Raw genomic sequence first — 15,644 nt, forward strand, 5'->3', positions numbered from 1 at the left:
TCCTCGTGCTCCCGGGACTACGCGACCACGCGCAGGATCTCGTCGACGCTGGTCATGCCGAGCTTGACCTTCTCCCACCCGTCCTGGCGGAGCGTGAGCATGCCCTGCTGCTGGGCGACGCGGCTGATCTCGGCGCTCGAGGCCCGTGCGACGGCGAGCCGCTCGATCTCCTCGGTGACGGTCATGACCTCGTGCAGGGCGATGCGGCCGCGGTACCCGGTGTTCGAGCAGACGGCGCAGCCGATCGGCGCGAAGAACTCCGGCACGGCCGCGTCCGCACGGTCGAGGAACCCGAGCGCGTGCAGCTGCTCGGGCTCGTACACCGCAGGGGCCTTGCACCGGTCGCAGAGCCGGCGGGCCAGACGCTGGGCGACCACCGAGTCGAGTGCGGACCCGACCAGGAACGGCTCGATGTCCATCTCGGTCAGGCGGGTGACGGCCGAGGGAGCGTCGTTCGTGTGCAGGGTCGAGAGCACCAGGTGCCCGGTGAGCGAGGCCTCGATCGCGATCTGCGCCGTCTCGTGGTCGCGGATCTCACCGAGGAGCACCACGTCCGGGTCGGAGCGCAGGATCGAGCGCAGCGCGGACGCGAACGTCAGGCCGGCCTTCGGGTTCACCTGCACCTGGTTGATGCCGGCCATCCGGTACTCGACCGGGTCCTCGACGGTGATGACGTTGATCTCGGGCTTCGCGACTGCGTTGAGCGTCGTGTACAGCGTGGTGGACTTGCCCGAACCGGTGGGTCCGGTGACCAGGATCATGCCGTACGGCTTCGAGTAGGACCGCTGGTACGCCTGGAAGTTCTGCTCGAGCAGGTTGAGGTCCTTGAGCGTCAGCGATGTGTTCGTGTTGTCGAGGATCCGCATGACGACCTTCTCGCCCCACACCGTGGGCAGCGTCGCCACGCGCAGGTCGATCTGCCGGCCGCCGTGACGCACCGACATCCGGCCGTCCTGCGGCTTCCGACGCTCGGCGATGTCGATGTCGCTCATGATCTTGAGCCGGCTGATCACGCCGTTCTGGATGTTCTTCGGCGCCGGGGCCATCTCGTGCAGCACGCCGTCGATGCGGTAACGCACCCGGACCTCGTGTTCGCCCGGCTCGATGTGGATGTCGGACGCGTGGTCCTGGATCGCCTGCGACACGAGCAGGTTGACGAAGCGGACGATCGGGACGTCGTCGAGTGCACCGTCGGTCAGGTCCACCTGCTGCTGCGTCTGCGCAGCCGACTGGTCCTCGAGCGACGACGTCAGGTCGTTCATCTCGTCGTCGGCCCGCAGGTACCGGTCGAGGGCGCTGACGAGGTCGCGCTCCTCGACCTGGAGCGGCTTGATCGCACGACCGGACGCGGTGCGGGCGTCGTCGATCGCGAGCACGTTCGAGGGGTTCACCATCGCGAGCACGAGGGTCTCGCCCTCGAACCCGATGCCGAGCACCCCGTGCCGGCGGCAGAGCGCCGCGGGCAGCATCGACACGGCGGTGCCGTCGACCGGGTAGTCGGTCAGCGGGACGGTGTGCGAGTTGTTCGACGCCGCACGCGCCGTGATGTACTGCGCCTCGCTCACGACACCCTGGTCCACCAGGGACCGGATCGCGCGCTCGTCGATCGTCTCGTCGCCGGTCATGGAGTCGAGGTGTTCGATCGGCAGTGCGCCGTTGAGGATGAGGATCTCGGACAGGGTGGCCATGTGTCCCGGGGCCTCCTTCGGGTCGAGACCGGGTCGTGGTTGTGTGCTCCGCAGCGGCGCGGCGCCCGTCCACGCTACGGCCGCCCGGTGCGACCCCCGCAGTCCCACAACGAGGGGGCGACGGGGTGGCGGGTGTCCCCAGTGCTGGGGTACCGACGGGTACCGAGTGGTCCGGCTGGTGGTCGTCATGCGTCGATGCTCCGTGACCACGACGGCGGCGCGCGGCTCGGGATGACGGCCGGTGGACGACGAGGCGACGCCGAAGGCCTGTGCAGGAACGTTCGGGACACGACGGATCGGAGGCCGGTGCACGACGAACCCCTCGACGTGCGGGACCGCTCCGAGCCATGATGAGACATGGACATCACGAGCGTGACCGTGGGGCTCCCCGTCTCCGACATCGAGGCGTCCTGCCTCTGGTACGGCGCCGTGTTCCAGCGCGCGGACCCCGACCTCGAGCCCGAGGACGGCGTGGTCGAGTACGAGATCGGCGGCATCTGGCTGCAGCTCTTCCTCGCCGCGGACGCCGAGCAGCGCCCCGCGGCCGTCCGCTTCGGCGTCGACGACGTCCGGTCGCAGCACGCCCGCATCGGCTCGCTCGGCATCGACGTCGGCCCGGTCGAGTGCGTCGACGGCGCCGTCGACTGGTTCGACGTCCGCGACCCCGACGGCAACGTCCTCAGCCTCTACTCGCTGGTCGACGAGAAGGGCCGTACCGCCTGAGAGACCGTGCCACACGGCGGACGGGAGGCCCGTGGCGGGCCCGCCACGGGCCTCCCGTCCGCCGTCCCGGCCGGTGGGACGAGGAAGGCCCCCGCATCCGAGGATGCGGGGGCCTTCCGGGTTCAGCTCAGGCTCAGTTGTAGGTCCCGGGCGTGAAGTCGTCCGACGAGAAGCTGTCGAAGTCGACGAAGCTCAGGTCGGCGTCCGAGAACGAGGAGTCGTCGGCGAAGATGCGGTTGGGGTACCGCTCCGCCTTGGCTTCCTCGGTCGCGGCGACGTCCACGTCACGGTACCGGCTGAGGCCCGTCCCGGCGGGGATGAGCTTACCGATGATGACGTTCTCCTTGAGGCCGACGAGGTGGTCCTGCTTGCCCTCCATGGCCGCCTGCGTGAGGACGCGGGTGGTCTCCTGGAAGGACGCGGCGGACAGCCACGACTCGGTCGCGAGGGACGCCTTCGTGATGCCCATGACCTCCTGGCGAGCCGAGGCGGTCTTGCGACCCTCCTGCAGCGCCGCACGGTTCAGCGCGTTGTAGCGCGACCGGTCGACGAGCTCACCCGGCAGCAGGTCGGTGTCGCCGTGGTCGACGACGGTGACCTTGCGGAGCATCTGGCGGACGATGACCTCGATGTGCTTGTCGTGGATCGGCACGCCCTGCGAGCCGTACACGTCCTGCACACCGTTGACGAGGTGCTTCTGGACCTCGCGCACACCCTTGACCCGGAGGACCTCCTTCGGGTCCACCGTGCCGGCGATGAACTGCTCGCCGAGCTCGACGTGCTGGCCGTCCTCGATGAGGAGGGTCGCACGCTTGAGCACCGGGTAGATGAACGGCTCGTCGCCGTTGTCCGGCGTGAGGATGATCCGACGACCCTTGTCCGTGTCCTCGATCGTGACGCGGCCGGGGGCCTCGGCGATCGGGGACGCGCCCTTCGGGGTGCGAGCCTCGAAGAGCTCGGTCACGCGGGGCAGACCCTGCGTGATGTCGTCGGCCGAGGCCGAACCACCCGTGTGGAAGGTACGCATCGTCAGCTGGGTACCGGGCTCACCGATGGACTGGGCGGCGATGATGCCGACCGCCTCGCCGATGTCGACGAGGTTGCCCGTGGCGAGCGAACGGCCGTAGCACTTCGCGCAGACACCGACGGCGGACTCGCAGGTCAGGACCGAGCGCACCTTGATGCTCTCGACACCCGCCTCGAGCAGCGTGTCCAGCAGGACGTCACCGACGTCCGAACCGGCCTCGGCGACCACGGTGCCGTTCGCGTCCACGGCCTCGACGGCCAGGGTGCGCGAGTACACCGTGTTCTCGACGCGCGGGTCGCGGACGAGCTTGCCGTCCTCGCCCTTGGTCGCGATCGGCAGCTCGAGGCCACGGGTCGTCCCGCAGTCGTCCTCACGGATGATGACGTCCTGCGACACGTCCACGAGACGACGGGTCAGGTAGCCGGAGTCGGCGGTACGGAGAGCCGTGTCCGCCAGACCCTTGCGGGCACCGTGCGTGGCGATGAAGTACTCCGCCACGGTCAGGCCCTCGCGGTACGAGTTGATGATCGGGCGGGCGATGATCTCACCCTTCGGGTTGTTCACCAGACCACGCATACCGGCGATGTTGCGCACCTGCAGCCAGTTACCACGAGCACCCGACGAGACCATGCGGTTGATGGTGTTGTCGATCGGGAAGTTGTCGCGCATCTCCTGCGCGATCTCGTTCGTGGCCTCGGTCCAGATCTTGATCAGGTCGGCGCGGCGCTCCGCGTCGGTGATCAGACCCTTGTCGAACTCGCCCTGGACCTTGGCGGCCTGGACCTCGTAGCCCGCGATGATCTCCTTCTTGCGAGGAGGCGTCACGACGTCCGACAGCGCCACGGTCACACCGGAGCGCGTGCCCCAGTAGAAGCCCGCGTCCTTGATCCGGTCCAGCGCGGCGGCCGTCTCGGTCTTGGAGTAGCGCTCGGCGAGGTCGTTGACGATCGCGGAGAGGGTGCCCTTGTCGGTGACGCGCTGGACGAACGGGTAGTCCGCCGGCAGCGTCTCGTTGAAGAGCGCACGGCCCAGGGTGGTCTCGAGGAGGATCGGCTGACCGACCTCGTAGCCCTCCGGCGCCTCACCCTCGGCGAAGTGGACACCCGACATGCGGATCTTCACCATCGCGTTGAGGTGCAGCGTGTTCTGGTCCTTGGCCAGGATCGCCTCGGCGACCGACGAGAACGCACGGCCCTCGCCGAGCGCACCCTCGCGGACGGTCGTCAGGTGGTGCAGACCGATGATCATGTCCTGTGCGGGCAGGGTCACCGGACGGCCGTCCGACGGCTTGAGGATGTTGTTCGAGGCGAGCATCAGGATGCGGGCCTCGGCCTGGGCCTCGACCGACAGCGGCAGGTGCACGGCCATCTGGTCACCGTCGAAGTCCGCGTTGAACGCAGCACACACGAGCGGGTGGAGCTGGATGGCCTTGCCCTCGACGAGCTGCGGCTCGAACGCCTGGATGCCCAGACGGTGCAGCGTCGGCGCACGGTTCAGCAGGACGGGGCGCTCGCGGATGATCTCCTCGAGCACGTCCCACACCTGCGGACGCGAACGCTCGACCATGCGCTTGGCAGACTTGATGTTCTGCGCGTGCGACAGGTCGATGAGGCGCTTGATGACGAACGGCTTGAACAGCTCGAGCGCCATCTGCTTCGGCAGACCGCACTGGTGCAGCTTGAGCTGCGGGCCGACGATGATGACCGAACGGCCCGAGTAGTCGACGCGCTTGCCGAGCAGGTTCTGGCGGAAGCGACCCTGCTTTCCCTTGAGCATGTCGCTCAGGGACTTCAGGGCGCGGTTGCCGGTACCCGTGACCGGGCGGCCACGACGACCGTTGTCGAACAGCGCGTCGACCGCTTCCTGCAGCATGCGCTTCTCGTTGTTCACGATGATCTCGGGGGCACCGAGGTCGAGCAGGCGGCGGAGACGGTTGTTGCGGTTGATCACACGACGGTAGAGGTCGTTGAGGTCCGACGTGGCGAAGCGGCCACCGTCGAGCTGCACCATCGGGCGGAGCTCCGGCGGGATGACCGGCACGACGTCGAGCACCATCGCGGCCGGCGAGTTGCCGGTGGCGAGGAAGGAGCTGACGACGCGCAGACGCTTGATCGCGCGGATCTTCTTCTGGCCCTTGCCCTCGGCGATCTGCAGGCGCAGCGACTCGGCCTCGGCGGCCAGGTCGAAGGCCTCGAGCCGCAGCTTGATCGCCTCGGCGCCCATGTAGGCGTCGAAGTAGATCCCGAAGCGGTCCTGCAGCTCGTGGAACACGGCGTCCTCGGGCTTGAGGTCGCCGACCTTGAGGTTGCGGAAGTCCTCCCACACGCGCTCGAGGCGGGTGATGTCCTCGTCGAAGGACTTGCGGACCTGGGACATCTCCTTCTCGGCGGTGTCCTTGGTCCGGCGCTTCACGTCGGCCTTGGCGCCCTCTTCCTCGAGCGCTGCGAGGTCGTCCTCGAGCTTCTTGAGGCGGTCCGCGATGATCGAGTCGCGCTGACCCTCGAGGTTCTTGATCTCGAGGCGCATCTCGTTCTCGAGACCGGGCATGTCGGCGTGACGGCCCTCTTCATCGATGTCGATGATCATGTACGCCGCGAAGTAGATGACCTTCTCGAGGTCCTTCGGCGCCATGTCGAGGAGGTACCCGAGGCGCGACGGGACGCCCTTGAAGTACCAGATGTGCGTGACGGGTGCGGCGAGCTCGATGTGGCCCATGCGCTCACGACGGACCGAGGACTTGGTGACCTCGACGCCGCAGCGCTCGCAGACGATGCCCTTGAAGCGGACACGCTTGTACTTGCCGCAGGCGCACTCCCAGTCGCGGGACGGACCGAAGATCTGCTCGCCGAACAGACCGTCCTTCTCGGGCTTCAGGGTGCGGTAGTTGATGGTCTCCGGCTTCTTGACCTCGCCGTACGACCACTGACGGATGTCCTCGGCGGTCGCGAGGCCGATCCGGATGGCGTCAAATGACGTTGCTTCGAGCAATGTTCTTCTCTCTTGCTGAGTTCGAAACGTGTTCGGTACGGGCCGGCTCAGATGTCGTCGACGGACGACGACTCGAACCGCGAGGAGATGTTGATGCCGAGCTCTTCAGCGGCACGGAAGACCTCGTCGTCCGTGTCGCGGAGGCTGACCGCCTGGCCGTCCGCCGAGAGGACCTCGACGTTCAGGCAGAGCGACTGCATCTCCTTCATGAGGACCTTGAACGACTCGGGGATGCCGGGCTCCTGGATGTTCTCGCCCTTGACGATCGCCTCGTAGACCTTCACGCGGCCGAGGATGTCGTCGGACTTGATCGTCAGGAGCTCCTGGAGGGCGTAGGCGGCGCCGTACGCTTCGAGCGCCCACACCTCCATCTCACCGAACCGCTGTCCACCGAACTGCGCCTTACCACCCAGCGGCTGCTGCGTGATCATCGAGTACGGACCGGTCGAACGAGCGTGGATCTTGTCGTCGACCAGGTGGTGCAGCTTGAGGATGTACATGTAGCCGACCGAGACGGGCTCCGGGAACGGCTCGCCGGAGCGGCCGTCGAAGAGCTGCGCCTTGCCGGACGAACCGATCAGGCGCTCGCCGTCGCGGTTCGGGAGCGTGCTGTCGAGGAGGCCCTCGATCTCGCGCTCGTACGCACCGTCGAACACCGGGGTGGCGACCTTCGTGCCGGGCGCCGCGCTGTGCGCTGCCTCCGGCAGGGCCGATGCCCACTCCTGGATGCCCTCGACGTTCCAGCCCTGCTTCGCGAGCCACCCGAGGTGGATCTCGAGGACCTGGCCGAAGTTCATGCGGCCGGGGACGCCGAGCGGGTTGAGCACGATGTCGACCGGGGTGCCGTCCGCGAGGAACGGCATGTCCTCGACCGGCAGGATCGTCGAGATGACGCCCTTGTTGCCGTGACGACCGGCGAGCTTGTCACCCGCGGTGATCTTGCGCTTCTGGGCGATGTAGACGACCACGCGCTGGTTGACGCCCGAGCCGAGCTCGTCGTCGCCGTCCTGCGCGTCGAAGACCTTGACGCCGATGATCGTGCCCTCTTCACCGTGGGGCACCTTCAGCGAGGTGTCGCGCACCTCGCGCGACTTCTCGTTGAAGATCGCGCGGAGCAGGCGCTCCTCGGCGGAGAGCTCGGTCTCACCCTTCGGCGTGACCTTGCCGACCAGGATGTCGCCGGGGCGGACCTCGGCGCCGATGCGGATGATGCCGCGCTCGTCGAGGTCGGCCAGGAGGTCCGGGCTGACGTTCGGGAGGTCGCGGGTGATCTCCTCCTTGCCGAGCTTCGTGTCGCGGGCGTCGACCTCGTACTCCTCGATGTGGATCGAGGAGAGCGTGTCGTCCTTCACGAGGTTCTGCGACAGGATCATCGCGTCCTCGTAGTTGTAGCCCTCCCACGGCATGAACGCGACGAGGAGGTTCTTGCCGAGCGCGAGCTCGCCGTTCTCCGTCGCGGGGCCGTCGGCGATGACCTCGCCCTGCTCCACGCGCTCGCCTGCGGAGACGATGACGCGGTGGTTGTAGCTCGTGCCCTGGTTCGAGCGGTCGAACTTGCGCAGGTAGTAGGTCTGCGTGCCGCCCTCGTCGAGCTGCAGGGTCACGGCGTCGGCCGAGACCTCGGAGACCACACCGGCCTTGTCGGCGGTGACGACGTCACCGGCGTCGATGGCGGTGTAGCCCTCCATGCCGGTGCCGACGAGCGGCGACTCGGAACGGAGCAGCGGGACGGCCTGACGCTGCATGTTCGCACCCATGAGGGCGCGGTTCGCGTCGTCGTGCTCGAGGAACGGGATGAGCGAGGTCGCGACCGACACCATCTGGCGCGGCGAGACGTCCATGTAGTCGACCTCGTCCTTGCCGACGAGCTCGACCTCGCCGCCCTTCTTCCGGACGAGCACCTTGTCGTCCTGGAAGTGGAAGTCGTCGGTCAGCGGCGCGTTGGCCTGGGCGACGACGAAGTCGTCCTCCTCCGACGCCGTGAGGTAGTCGATGGTCGTGGTGACCTGACCGTTCACGACGCGGCGGTACGGCGTCTCGATGAAGCCGAACGAGTTGATCCGACCGAACGACGCGAGCGAACCGATCAGGCCGATGTTCGGGCCTTCCGGGGTCTCGATCGGGCACATGCGGCCGTAGTGCGACGGGTGGACGTCGCGGACCTCGACGCCGGCACGCTCACGGGACAGACCGCCCGGGCCGAGGGCCGACAGGCGACGCTTGTGCGTCAGACCCGCGAGCGGGTTGTTCTGGTCCATGAACTGCGACAGCTGCGAGGTGCCGAAGAACTCCTTGATCGCGGCGACGACGGGTCGCACGTTGATCAGGGTCTGCGGGGTGATCGCCTCGATGTCCTGCGTGGTCATGCGCTCGCGGACGACGCGCTCCATGCGGGACAGGCCCGTGCGGACCTGGTTCTGGATGAGCTCGCCGACGGCGCGGATGCGACGGTTGCCGAAGTGGTCGATGTCGTCCACGTCGAGGCGCAGCTGGACGGGCTCGCCGTCGCGGACACCGTCGAGCGTGGTCTTCTCGGCGTGCAGCGAGACCAGGTACTTGATGGTGCGGACGATGTCCTGCACGGTCAGCACCGAGTCCGAGAGCTGCGCGTCGATGCCGAGCTTGCGGTTCAGCTTGTAGCGACCCACCTTGGCGAGGTCGTAGCGCTTCGAGTTGAAGTAGAAGTTGTCGAGGAGCGCACGCGCGGCCTCGGCGGCGACCTGCTCGCCCGGACGCAGCTTGCGGTAGATGTCCTTGAGCGCCTCTTCCTTCGTGAGGACGGCGTCCTTCTCGAGGGTCGACTCGATCGAGGCGAAGCCCTGGAACTCCTCCATGATCTCCTCGCTCGTCAGGCCGAGGGCCTTGAGGAAGACGGTCACGGACTGCTTGCGCTTGCGGTCGATGCGCACGCCCACCTGGTCGCGCTTGTCGATCTCGAACTCGAGCCACGCACCACGCGACGGGATCACGCGTGCGGAGTAGATGTCCTTGTCGGAGGTCTTCTCCTGCTGGCGCTCGAAGTACACGCCCGGCGAGCGGACGAGCTGCGAGACGACGACGCGCTCGGTGCCGTTGATGATGAACGTGCCGCGCTCGGTCATGAGCGGGAAGTCGCCCATGAAGACGGTCTGCGTCTTGATCTCACCGGTCATGTGGTTCATGAACTCGGCGTTGACGTACAGCGGCGCGGCGTAGGTCTTGCCACGCTCCTTGCACTCGTCGATGGAGTACTTCGGGTCCTCGAGCTCCGGGGACGTGAACGAGAGCTGCATGGTCTCGCCGAGGTCCTCGATCGGGGAGATCTCCTCGAAGATCTCCTCGAGGCCGGAGTGCAGCGCGAGGTCGGTGCGACCCTGCTCCTGTCCTTCGGCGAGGCGGGCCTTCCAGACGTCGTTGCCGACGAGCCAGTCGAAGCTCTCCGTCTGGAGGGCGAGCAGATCCGGCACCGTGAGGGTGTCCGTGATCTTGGCGAACGAGAGTCGCGAGTGGTTGCGACCGTTCTTGGGGTTGGTGGATGCGTTGGGCGCAGCAGCCAAGGGTGTGACCTCCGGTAGGCCCCGTCGGGCCGGTACTGACGAGCAGCACGTAGGTGAGTGGGTTGATCGCTCGGCGCGACCCCGGGACCACCGACACGGAACGCACGACGGCAACGACCGTCGGGGACCTGTGGGATGATCGGTGAGCGGGTCCCGCCGCCATATACGGGACCGGCTGCACCAGGGCGCGTGTTCGACCGCAATATGACGACACACGAATGCCAGGGAGCGCGAACTGTCATCATAGGTCGCCCCGGCGCGCGCTGTCCAGTCCTGGCTTGACCGGATTCGGCGATGGCGTGTATAAGCACGGCCACCCACCGAGCATTCCCCTCGGTGTCAGCCGCAGCCGGGTCAGTCCTCGAGTGCCTGCAGCAGCTCCTCCGGGTGCTCGGCACGCACGAAGGTGACCCGACCCCGGTCGTCCGTGATCCGCACGCCCCGCCCCGGGGTGAGCAGGAGCGCCCGCACGCCCCGGCCCAGGCGCAGCCCCACCCCGCCGAAGGTGCGGGCATCCGCCTCGACGACCGCGACGTCCGCGATCCGGCGTCGGACGATGCGGCGCGCCGGCAGCGGGCGGAAGTGCAGCACCACGTCGGTGTCGGTCACCGCGATGCCGGTCCGCGCGAGCAGCAGCAGGGCTCCGGCGACGAGGGCGACCACGCCCGGCAGCAGCAGGGCGACCTCCGGCGCGTCCCCCGGCCAGCCGAGGACGGCCGCCGTCAGCGCGCCACCGCCGAGCAGCAGCACGGCACCGACCGCGCGCATCCACCGGGGAGCGCGCTCACCGTCCGCGACCACCGGTCTGGAGGCACGGTGCGGCCGGGTGGACGGGTGCACCCCCGGCAGGGCGCGGCCGGGTCTCGTGGCACGGCCGGGTCGCGGAGCACGGCCGGGTCGCAGGGTGGGGACGCTGAGGGTGTCGGTCATCGCGGGTCTCCTGGGGGAGTCGGGTCCTGCCGCGTGCCGCTCGGATCCGGGATCGGCGCACGCGTGGTGTGGTGCGCCGTCGCACGCCGTAGGGCGGCGCACCTCGGGGCACGCCGACGACGTGCGGGGCACCCGGGCGCGGTGGGGGTCGCGCGGGGTCGTGCCGACCACGTCGTGGTCACCCGGACCGGCGGAACGCCACGCCCTCGGGGCGCGGTGCTCGACACCTGTCGGGTGATGACGTGGAGAACGGTACGTCCTGTCCCTTGACGTCGGCTGGTGGTGACGTCGGCTGGTGGTGACGTCGGCCGGCCGTGCGGGGACGACGCTGCGTCAGCGCAGGACGCGGGCGACGGCCTCGGCGCGGGTGCGGACCCCGAGCTTCGCGAAGACCTGGTTCACGTAGGACTTCACGGTCGGCACCGTCAGGAAGAGCTCGGCGGCGATCTCCGGGTTCGTCCGACCGGCGGCGATCCGCTCGAGCACGTCGGCCTCCCGCGGCGTGAGCGCGGGGAAGCGGTCACGGAGCCCACCCCCGGGAGCGTCACCCCGGACACCGACGTCGACACCGGCGGCTCCCGCACCGCCGGCGGTGCCGGGGCCCGCGCCGAGCTGCGCGACGAGCCGCGCACCGACCCCGGCGTCGAACGTGGCCTGTCCCGAGGCCACGGCGCGCACCGCGGTGGCCAGTTCCCGTCGGCCCGCGTCCTTCGTCAGGTACCCGCGCGCCCCGGCCCGCAGCGCGCCGACGATCGAGGCGTCGTCGGCGTAGGTCGTGAGCACCAGCACGGCGACCTCGGGGTGTGCGGCCGTGATCGCCGCGGTGGCGGTCGGGCCGTCGGTGCCCGGCATCCGCAGGTCCATCAGCACGACGTCCGGCGGGTCCTCGTCCACCATCGTGATCGCCGCAGCGCCGTCAGCGGCCTCGCCGACGACCTCGACGTCGGGCTCGAGCGACAGCACCGTCACCAGGCCGTCCCGCACGATCGCCTGGTCGTCCACCACGAGCACCCGGATCGTCACGCCCGCTCCCCCGCACCGCCGGTCGTCGCCGGCACGCGCATCGCCACGACGAAGGACCCGTCGACCACGCCGGCCGTGACGGTCGAGTCGTCGCCGAGCTCCGCGAACCGCTCCCGCATCCCGACGAGACCGAGCCCGGCGCCGGCCCCCGAACCCGAGCCCGCGCCCGAGCCCGCGCCCGAGCTCGCGGGGTCGAGCGCGTTCAGCACCGTCACCTCGACCACGGGGCCGGCCGCACGTACGGACAGCTCCACGGGTCGACCGGCGGCGTGACGGCGGGCGTTGCTCAGCGCCTCCCGGGTGGCCGCGACCACGACCGCGCGGTGCGCCGCGTCGACCGACACCAGGCCCAGGTCGCCGCGCGTGGTGAGCGCCCCGCCGAAGGCGCGGTGGGCGTCGGCCAGCCCCGCGAGGTCCACGGGCTGCGTCACGGGCCCCGTCGTGTCGTCCCGCAGCGCGTGCACCGCACGTCGGGCCTCGGCGAGCCCGGACGCCGCCAGGGCCCGCGCCGCGCCGGCGCGCCGGGTGGCCTCCTCGACGCGGCCGGCCTCGAGCAGCGCCTCGACCGCGTCGAGCTGCAGGACGAGCCCGCCGAGCGAGTGCGCGAGGACGTCGTGGACCTCGCGGGCCGCCCGCGACCGGTCCGCCAGCAGTCCGGCACGCTGCTGCTCGACCGCGGCCTGCCGGGTGCGTTCCTCGACGAGGCGGGCCTGGCGGCGGCTGAACCCGACGACGGCGGCCAGGAGCAGTCCGCCGCCGGAACCGAGCACCACGGCGACCGGTGTCCCGGCCGGCACGGCGGTGCCCGCGACCTCGACCAGCGCCACGGTCGCGGCGACCGGTCCCGCCCACGCCGGCTGCCGCGCGCTCGCGCCGAGGACGACGACGCCCACGAGCGGGACGGCGACCGCCACCGCCCCCGTGGGGACGACGACCGCCGCCCCGGCGACGACCATGACCCAGGCCGTGGCGAGCAGCAGGCGCTCCCGTCGCGCGGCGACACGGAGCACCCACGCGGCGAGCGCCACCGACCCGACCACCCACACCCACGCGGGGTGCCCGGTGGCCGTCCCGGTGCGCACGAACCAGTACGTGACCACCAGCACGCCGAGCAGGTTCAGGGCGCGGGTGAGCACGGAGCCGCTCCGGTCGCGCACGGGCTCGGTCCACGCGGCGGTGGTGCTCCCCGGGTCCGGACTGCTGGTCACCGGACCATCATGCCGCTGGCCGCACGCGGGACGCGCTGGTCGACGACCAGCGCCCGTGCCGCCCGGTTCAGCGCCAGGACGAGCAGGATCGCGCCCGTCGAGGTGAGCAGGTGCGCGCCGAGGTGTCCGCCGACGACGTCGAGCCCGATGCGGACGGCGACCAGGAGCAGCCACAGCCCGGCGCCCGCCCAGCCGGTGCGCGCCTGCAGCGTCCGGCCGTGGTCGTCGGGGGTGGTGGTCACGCGGAACCGGGTCATCGACCCCATCGCGAGGCCGACCGCGACCGCGAGCAGGGCCTCGATGCCGAGGAAGAGCACGTCGAGCGTCGTCACGGTGGCGGCCGCCTGCGCGAGCACCACGACCCCGACGAGGCCGAGGACGAGCGGGGCGCGCCAGACGCGCGCCGGGTCGAGCGTCCGCCAGGTCGCCTGCCGGTACGCCAGGAAGCCGACGAGGACGAGGCCGATGACGGCGTTCGCGATGAGCTGGGTGGACACGGTGTGCCTTCCGACGAGGTGTCCGGCGGGGGTCCCCGACCGGTGGTCCCAGCCTCGTGAGCCGGCGGTCGGCGGCACACCACCCACGGGTGGTGGTCCGGGTGGTGGTCCGGGTGGGGATCACGGTGGTGTTCCATTGGGGGCATGGCTGATGCGTTCGACGGGTTCCGGATCGGTGCGGGCTGGGCGTCGGTCGAGCCGGACCGGCACCGCCCCGGGTCCTTCACGCTCGTGGTCGACGGCACGCCGCAGTCGCACGTCGACCTCGAGGACCCGACGCACCTGGCGTTCGAGTACATCCGGCGGATCGGGCACGCGATCGACCTGCTGCCGGAGGGCCCGATCACGGCGCTGCACCTCGGCGCGGGGGCGCTGACCCTGCCGCGGTACGTCGCCGTCACCCGCCCGGGCTCGCGGCAGCAGGTCGTCGAGCTGGAGCGCGACCTCGTCGAACACGTGCGCGAGGTGCTCCCCTTCCCGCGCGGTGCGTCGATCCGCGTCCGGTACGGGGACGCCCGTGAGGTCCTCGGCAAGCTGCCGACCGGGCTCCGCGGGACGGTGGACCTGGCGGTCGTGGACGTGTTCGGGGGCTCGCAGATCCCGGCACACGTGACGAGCATCGAGTTCTACCGGACGGTCGCCGAGTTCCTCTCGCCCACCGGGATCGTCGCCGTCAACGTGGCGGACGGCGCCGGGCTCGCCTTCGCACGGGGGCAGGCCTCGACGCTGCAGGCCGTCCTGCCGTCGGTCGCCGCGGTCGCCGACACCGGGATGCTCAAGGGGCGGCGGTTCGGCAACATCGTGCTGCTCGGGTCGCGGACCGACCTGCCCGTGGCGGACATGCCCCGGCGGTACTCGTCCGACCCGATGCCGGCGAAGGTGGTGCACGGTCAGGAGCTCCGCGCCTTCACGGCGGGGGCCCCCATCGTCACCGACGCGACCGCGGTCGCGTCCCCCGAGCCGAACCGCAGCGTCTTCGGCGGCTGAGCCCGCGGTCGCGGCGCGACCACCCGTCGGACGGGAGGCCCGGTGCCGGTCCGCCACCGAGCCTCCAGGCCGTGGGACAGGTACAGGAGCACCGTGTCGCCCTGAACACGTCGGGCATCCGGCTGTCAGGATGGGGGACAACGACCGCGCAACCGCGCGACCGACCGAGGGAGTCCCCAGATGACGAACGACGACCGGAGCAACGAGGACCGGACGGGCGACGGCAACGCGCCGGGCAACGCCGACGCGCCGGTCTGGGGCAGTGCGCCGCAGCACGACCGGCACGACGCACCCCGCTACGGCGAGCGCGTCGACCCGGCGCCGGGTTCGGCACCGCAGTACGGCGAGCAGCAGCAGGGCCGGCCGCAGTACGGCGAGCAGGACCACGGCCAGCCGCAGTACGGGCAGCAGCCGCAGTACGGCCAGCCTGCGCAGTACGGCGAGCACGACCAGCACGGTCGGCGCGACCAGCACGACGGCCGCCACGAGTCCCCGACGTGGGGCGAGCACCAGGGTTCCCACCAGCCGTACGCAGCGTCCTCGGCGCCGGCGAGCGCGGGCAGCCCGGCGTGGCAGTCGTACGAGGAGCCGAAGCGCAAGAAGAAGACCGTCGGCCTCGTCGCGTTCGCGCTCGGGGTCCTGTCACTCGTGCTCGGCGTCGTCGGTGGTGCCCTGATGGGCGCGGCCTTCGCCGGCAACCGCGCACTCGCCGACATCGCGCAGAACGGCGGCAGCTCCGTCGAGCAGCAGCAGCAGATGCAGCAGCAGCTGATGAACGACCCGTCGGCCCTGACCCAGCTCAGCGGCGGGCTGATCGTGGTCGGCATCGCAGCCGTCCTCGGGCTGTGGGCCCTCGTACAGGGCATCGTCGCGGCCGTCTCGGGCCGGGGTCGTGTCTGGGGTGTCCTCGCGATCATCCTCGCCGTCGTCGCCACCTTCGCGACGTTCATCGCGATCAGCATCGCCGCGGCCGCCGCGGTCACCGGCACCAACTGACCCACGCGTCGCACCGACGGCCCGTCCCGCTGCAGCGGGGC

General features: G+C 70.3%; 10 protein-coding genes. 3 read left to right on the top strand and 7 right to left on the bottom strand.

Annotation, left to right across the window (positions count from 1 at the left end):
- Positions 1 to 17 precede the first annotated feature (17 nt).
- Entirely contained in the window at positions 18 to 1,688 is a 1,671-nt protein-coding gene (locus tag ABIC52_RS03030) for a GspE/PulE family protein (protein WP_126892209.1), read from the bottom strand.
- 357 nt (positions 1,689 to 2,045) lie between these two features.
- Here ABIC52_RS03030 and ABIC52_RS03035 point away from each other — a divergent pair, with 357 nt between their 5' ends.
- Complete coding sequence (locus ABIC52_RS03035; RefSeq protein WP_126892208.1) at positions 2,046 to 2,411, top strand: VOC family protein; 366 nt, start codon at positions 2,046 to 2,048, stop codon at positions 2,409 to 2,411.
- 133 nt (positions 2,412 to 2,544) lie between these two features.
- On the opposite strand, the gene rpoC is transcribed toward ABIC52_RS03035, so the two are convergent.
- The 6 genes from rpoC to ABIC52_RS03065 all read right to left on the bottom strand — a co-directional run bounded on the left by rpoC (position 2,545) and on the right by ABIC52_RS03065 (position 13,620).
- Positions 2,545 to 6,426 (bottom strand): DNA-directed RNA polymerase subunit beta', encoded by a 3,882-nt coding sequence (gene rpoC, locus ABIC52_RS03040; RefSeq protein ID WP_058728465.1) that lies wholly within the window; start codon positions 6,424 to 6,426, stop codon positions 2,545 to 2,547.
- Positions 6,427 to 6,473: 47 nt separating this feature from the next.
- Complete coding sequence (rpoB, locus tag ABIC52_RS03045; protein WP_066657077.1) at positions 6,474 to 9,962, bottom strand: DNA-directed RNA polymerase subunit beta; 3,489 nt, start codon at positions 9,960 to 9,962, stop codon at positions 6,474 to 6,476.
- Between the two features lie 354 nt (positions 9,963 to 10,316).
- Positions 10,317 to 10,892 carry a hypothetical protein gene (locus ABIC52_RS03050; protein WP_209823789.1) on the bottom strand — a complete coding sequence of 192 codons (576 nt, stop codon included), beginning with the start codon at positions 10,890 to 10,892 and terminating at the stop codon, positions 10,317 to 10,319.
- Positions 10,893 to 11,225: 333 nt separating this feature from the next.
- A complete protein-coding gene (locus tag ABIC52_RS03055; RefSeq protein WP_126892206.1) occupies positions 11,226 to 11,915 on the bottom strand; it encodes a response regulator transcription factor in 690 nt (229 codons plus the stop codon).
- A complete protein-coding gene (locus ABIC52_RS03060; RefSeq protein WP_209675604.1) occupies positions 11,912 to 13,123 on the bottom strand; it encodes a sensor histidine kinase in 1,212 nt (403 codons plus the stop codon). Before ABIC52_RS03060 ends, ABIC52_RS03055 begins: the two co-directional genes overlap by 4 nt.
- A complete protein-coding gene (locus tag ABIC52_RS03065; protein ID WP_209675606.1) occupies positions 13,120 to 13,620 on the bottom strand; it encodes a hypothetical protein in 501 nt (166 codons plus the stop codon). Before ABIC52_RS03065 ends, ABIC52_RS03060 begins: the two co-directional genes overlap by 4 nt.
- Before the next feature lie 144 nt (positions 13,621 to 13,764).
- Here ABIC52_RS03065 and ABIC52_RS03070 point away from each other — a divergent pair, with 144 nt between their 5' ends.
- Together ABIC52_RS03070 and ABIC52_RS03075 are read left to right on the top strand one after the other, a co-directional pair.
- Entirely contained in the window at positions 13,765 to 14,607 is an 843-nt protein-coding gene (locus ABIC52_RS03070; protein WP_354026590.1) for a spermidine synthase, read from the top strand.
- A gap of 180 nt (positions 14,608 to 14,787) precedes the next feature.
- Positions 14,788 to 15,603, top strand: a complete 816-nt coding sequence (locus ABIC52_RS03075; RefSeq protein ID WP_209823786.1) for a DUF4064 domain-containing protein — start codon at positions 14,788 to 14,790, stop codon at positions 15,601 to 15,603.
- Positions 15,604 to 15,644 lie beyond the last annotated feature (41 nt).

The sequence above is a fragment of the Curtobacterium oceanosedimentum genome (assembly GCF_040545555.1).
Lineage (GTDB): Bacteria > Actinomycetota > Actinomycetes > Actinomycetales > Microbacteriaceae > Curtobacterium.

Excerpts from the sequence above, each read along its gene's own strand:
- ABIC52_RS03070 (WP_354026590.1), top strand. The coding sequence starts at position 13,765 with ATGGCTGATGCGTTCGACGGGTTCCGGATCGGTGCGGGCTGGGCGTCG.
- ABIC52_RS03030 (WP_126892209.1), bottom strand. The coding sequence starts at position 1,688 with ATGGCCACCCTGTCCGAGATCCTCATCCTCAACGGCGCACTGCCGATC.
- ABIC52_RS03075 (WP_209823786.1), top strand. The coding sequence starts at position 14,788 with ATGACGAACGACGACCGGAGCAACGAGGACCGGACGGGCGACGGCAAC.
- ABIC52_RS03035 (WP_126892208.1), top strand. The coding sequence starts at position 2,046 with ATGGACATCACGAGCGTGACCGTGGGGCTCCCCGTCTCCGACATCGAG.
- ABIC52_RS03050 (WP_209823789.1), bottom strand. The coding sequence starts at position 10,892 with ATGACCGACACCCTCAGCGTCCCCACCCTGCGACCCGGCCGTGCTCCG.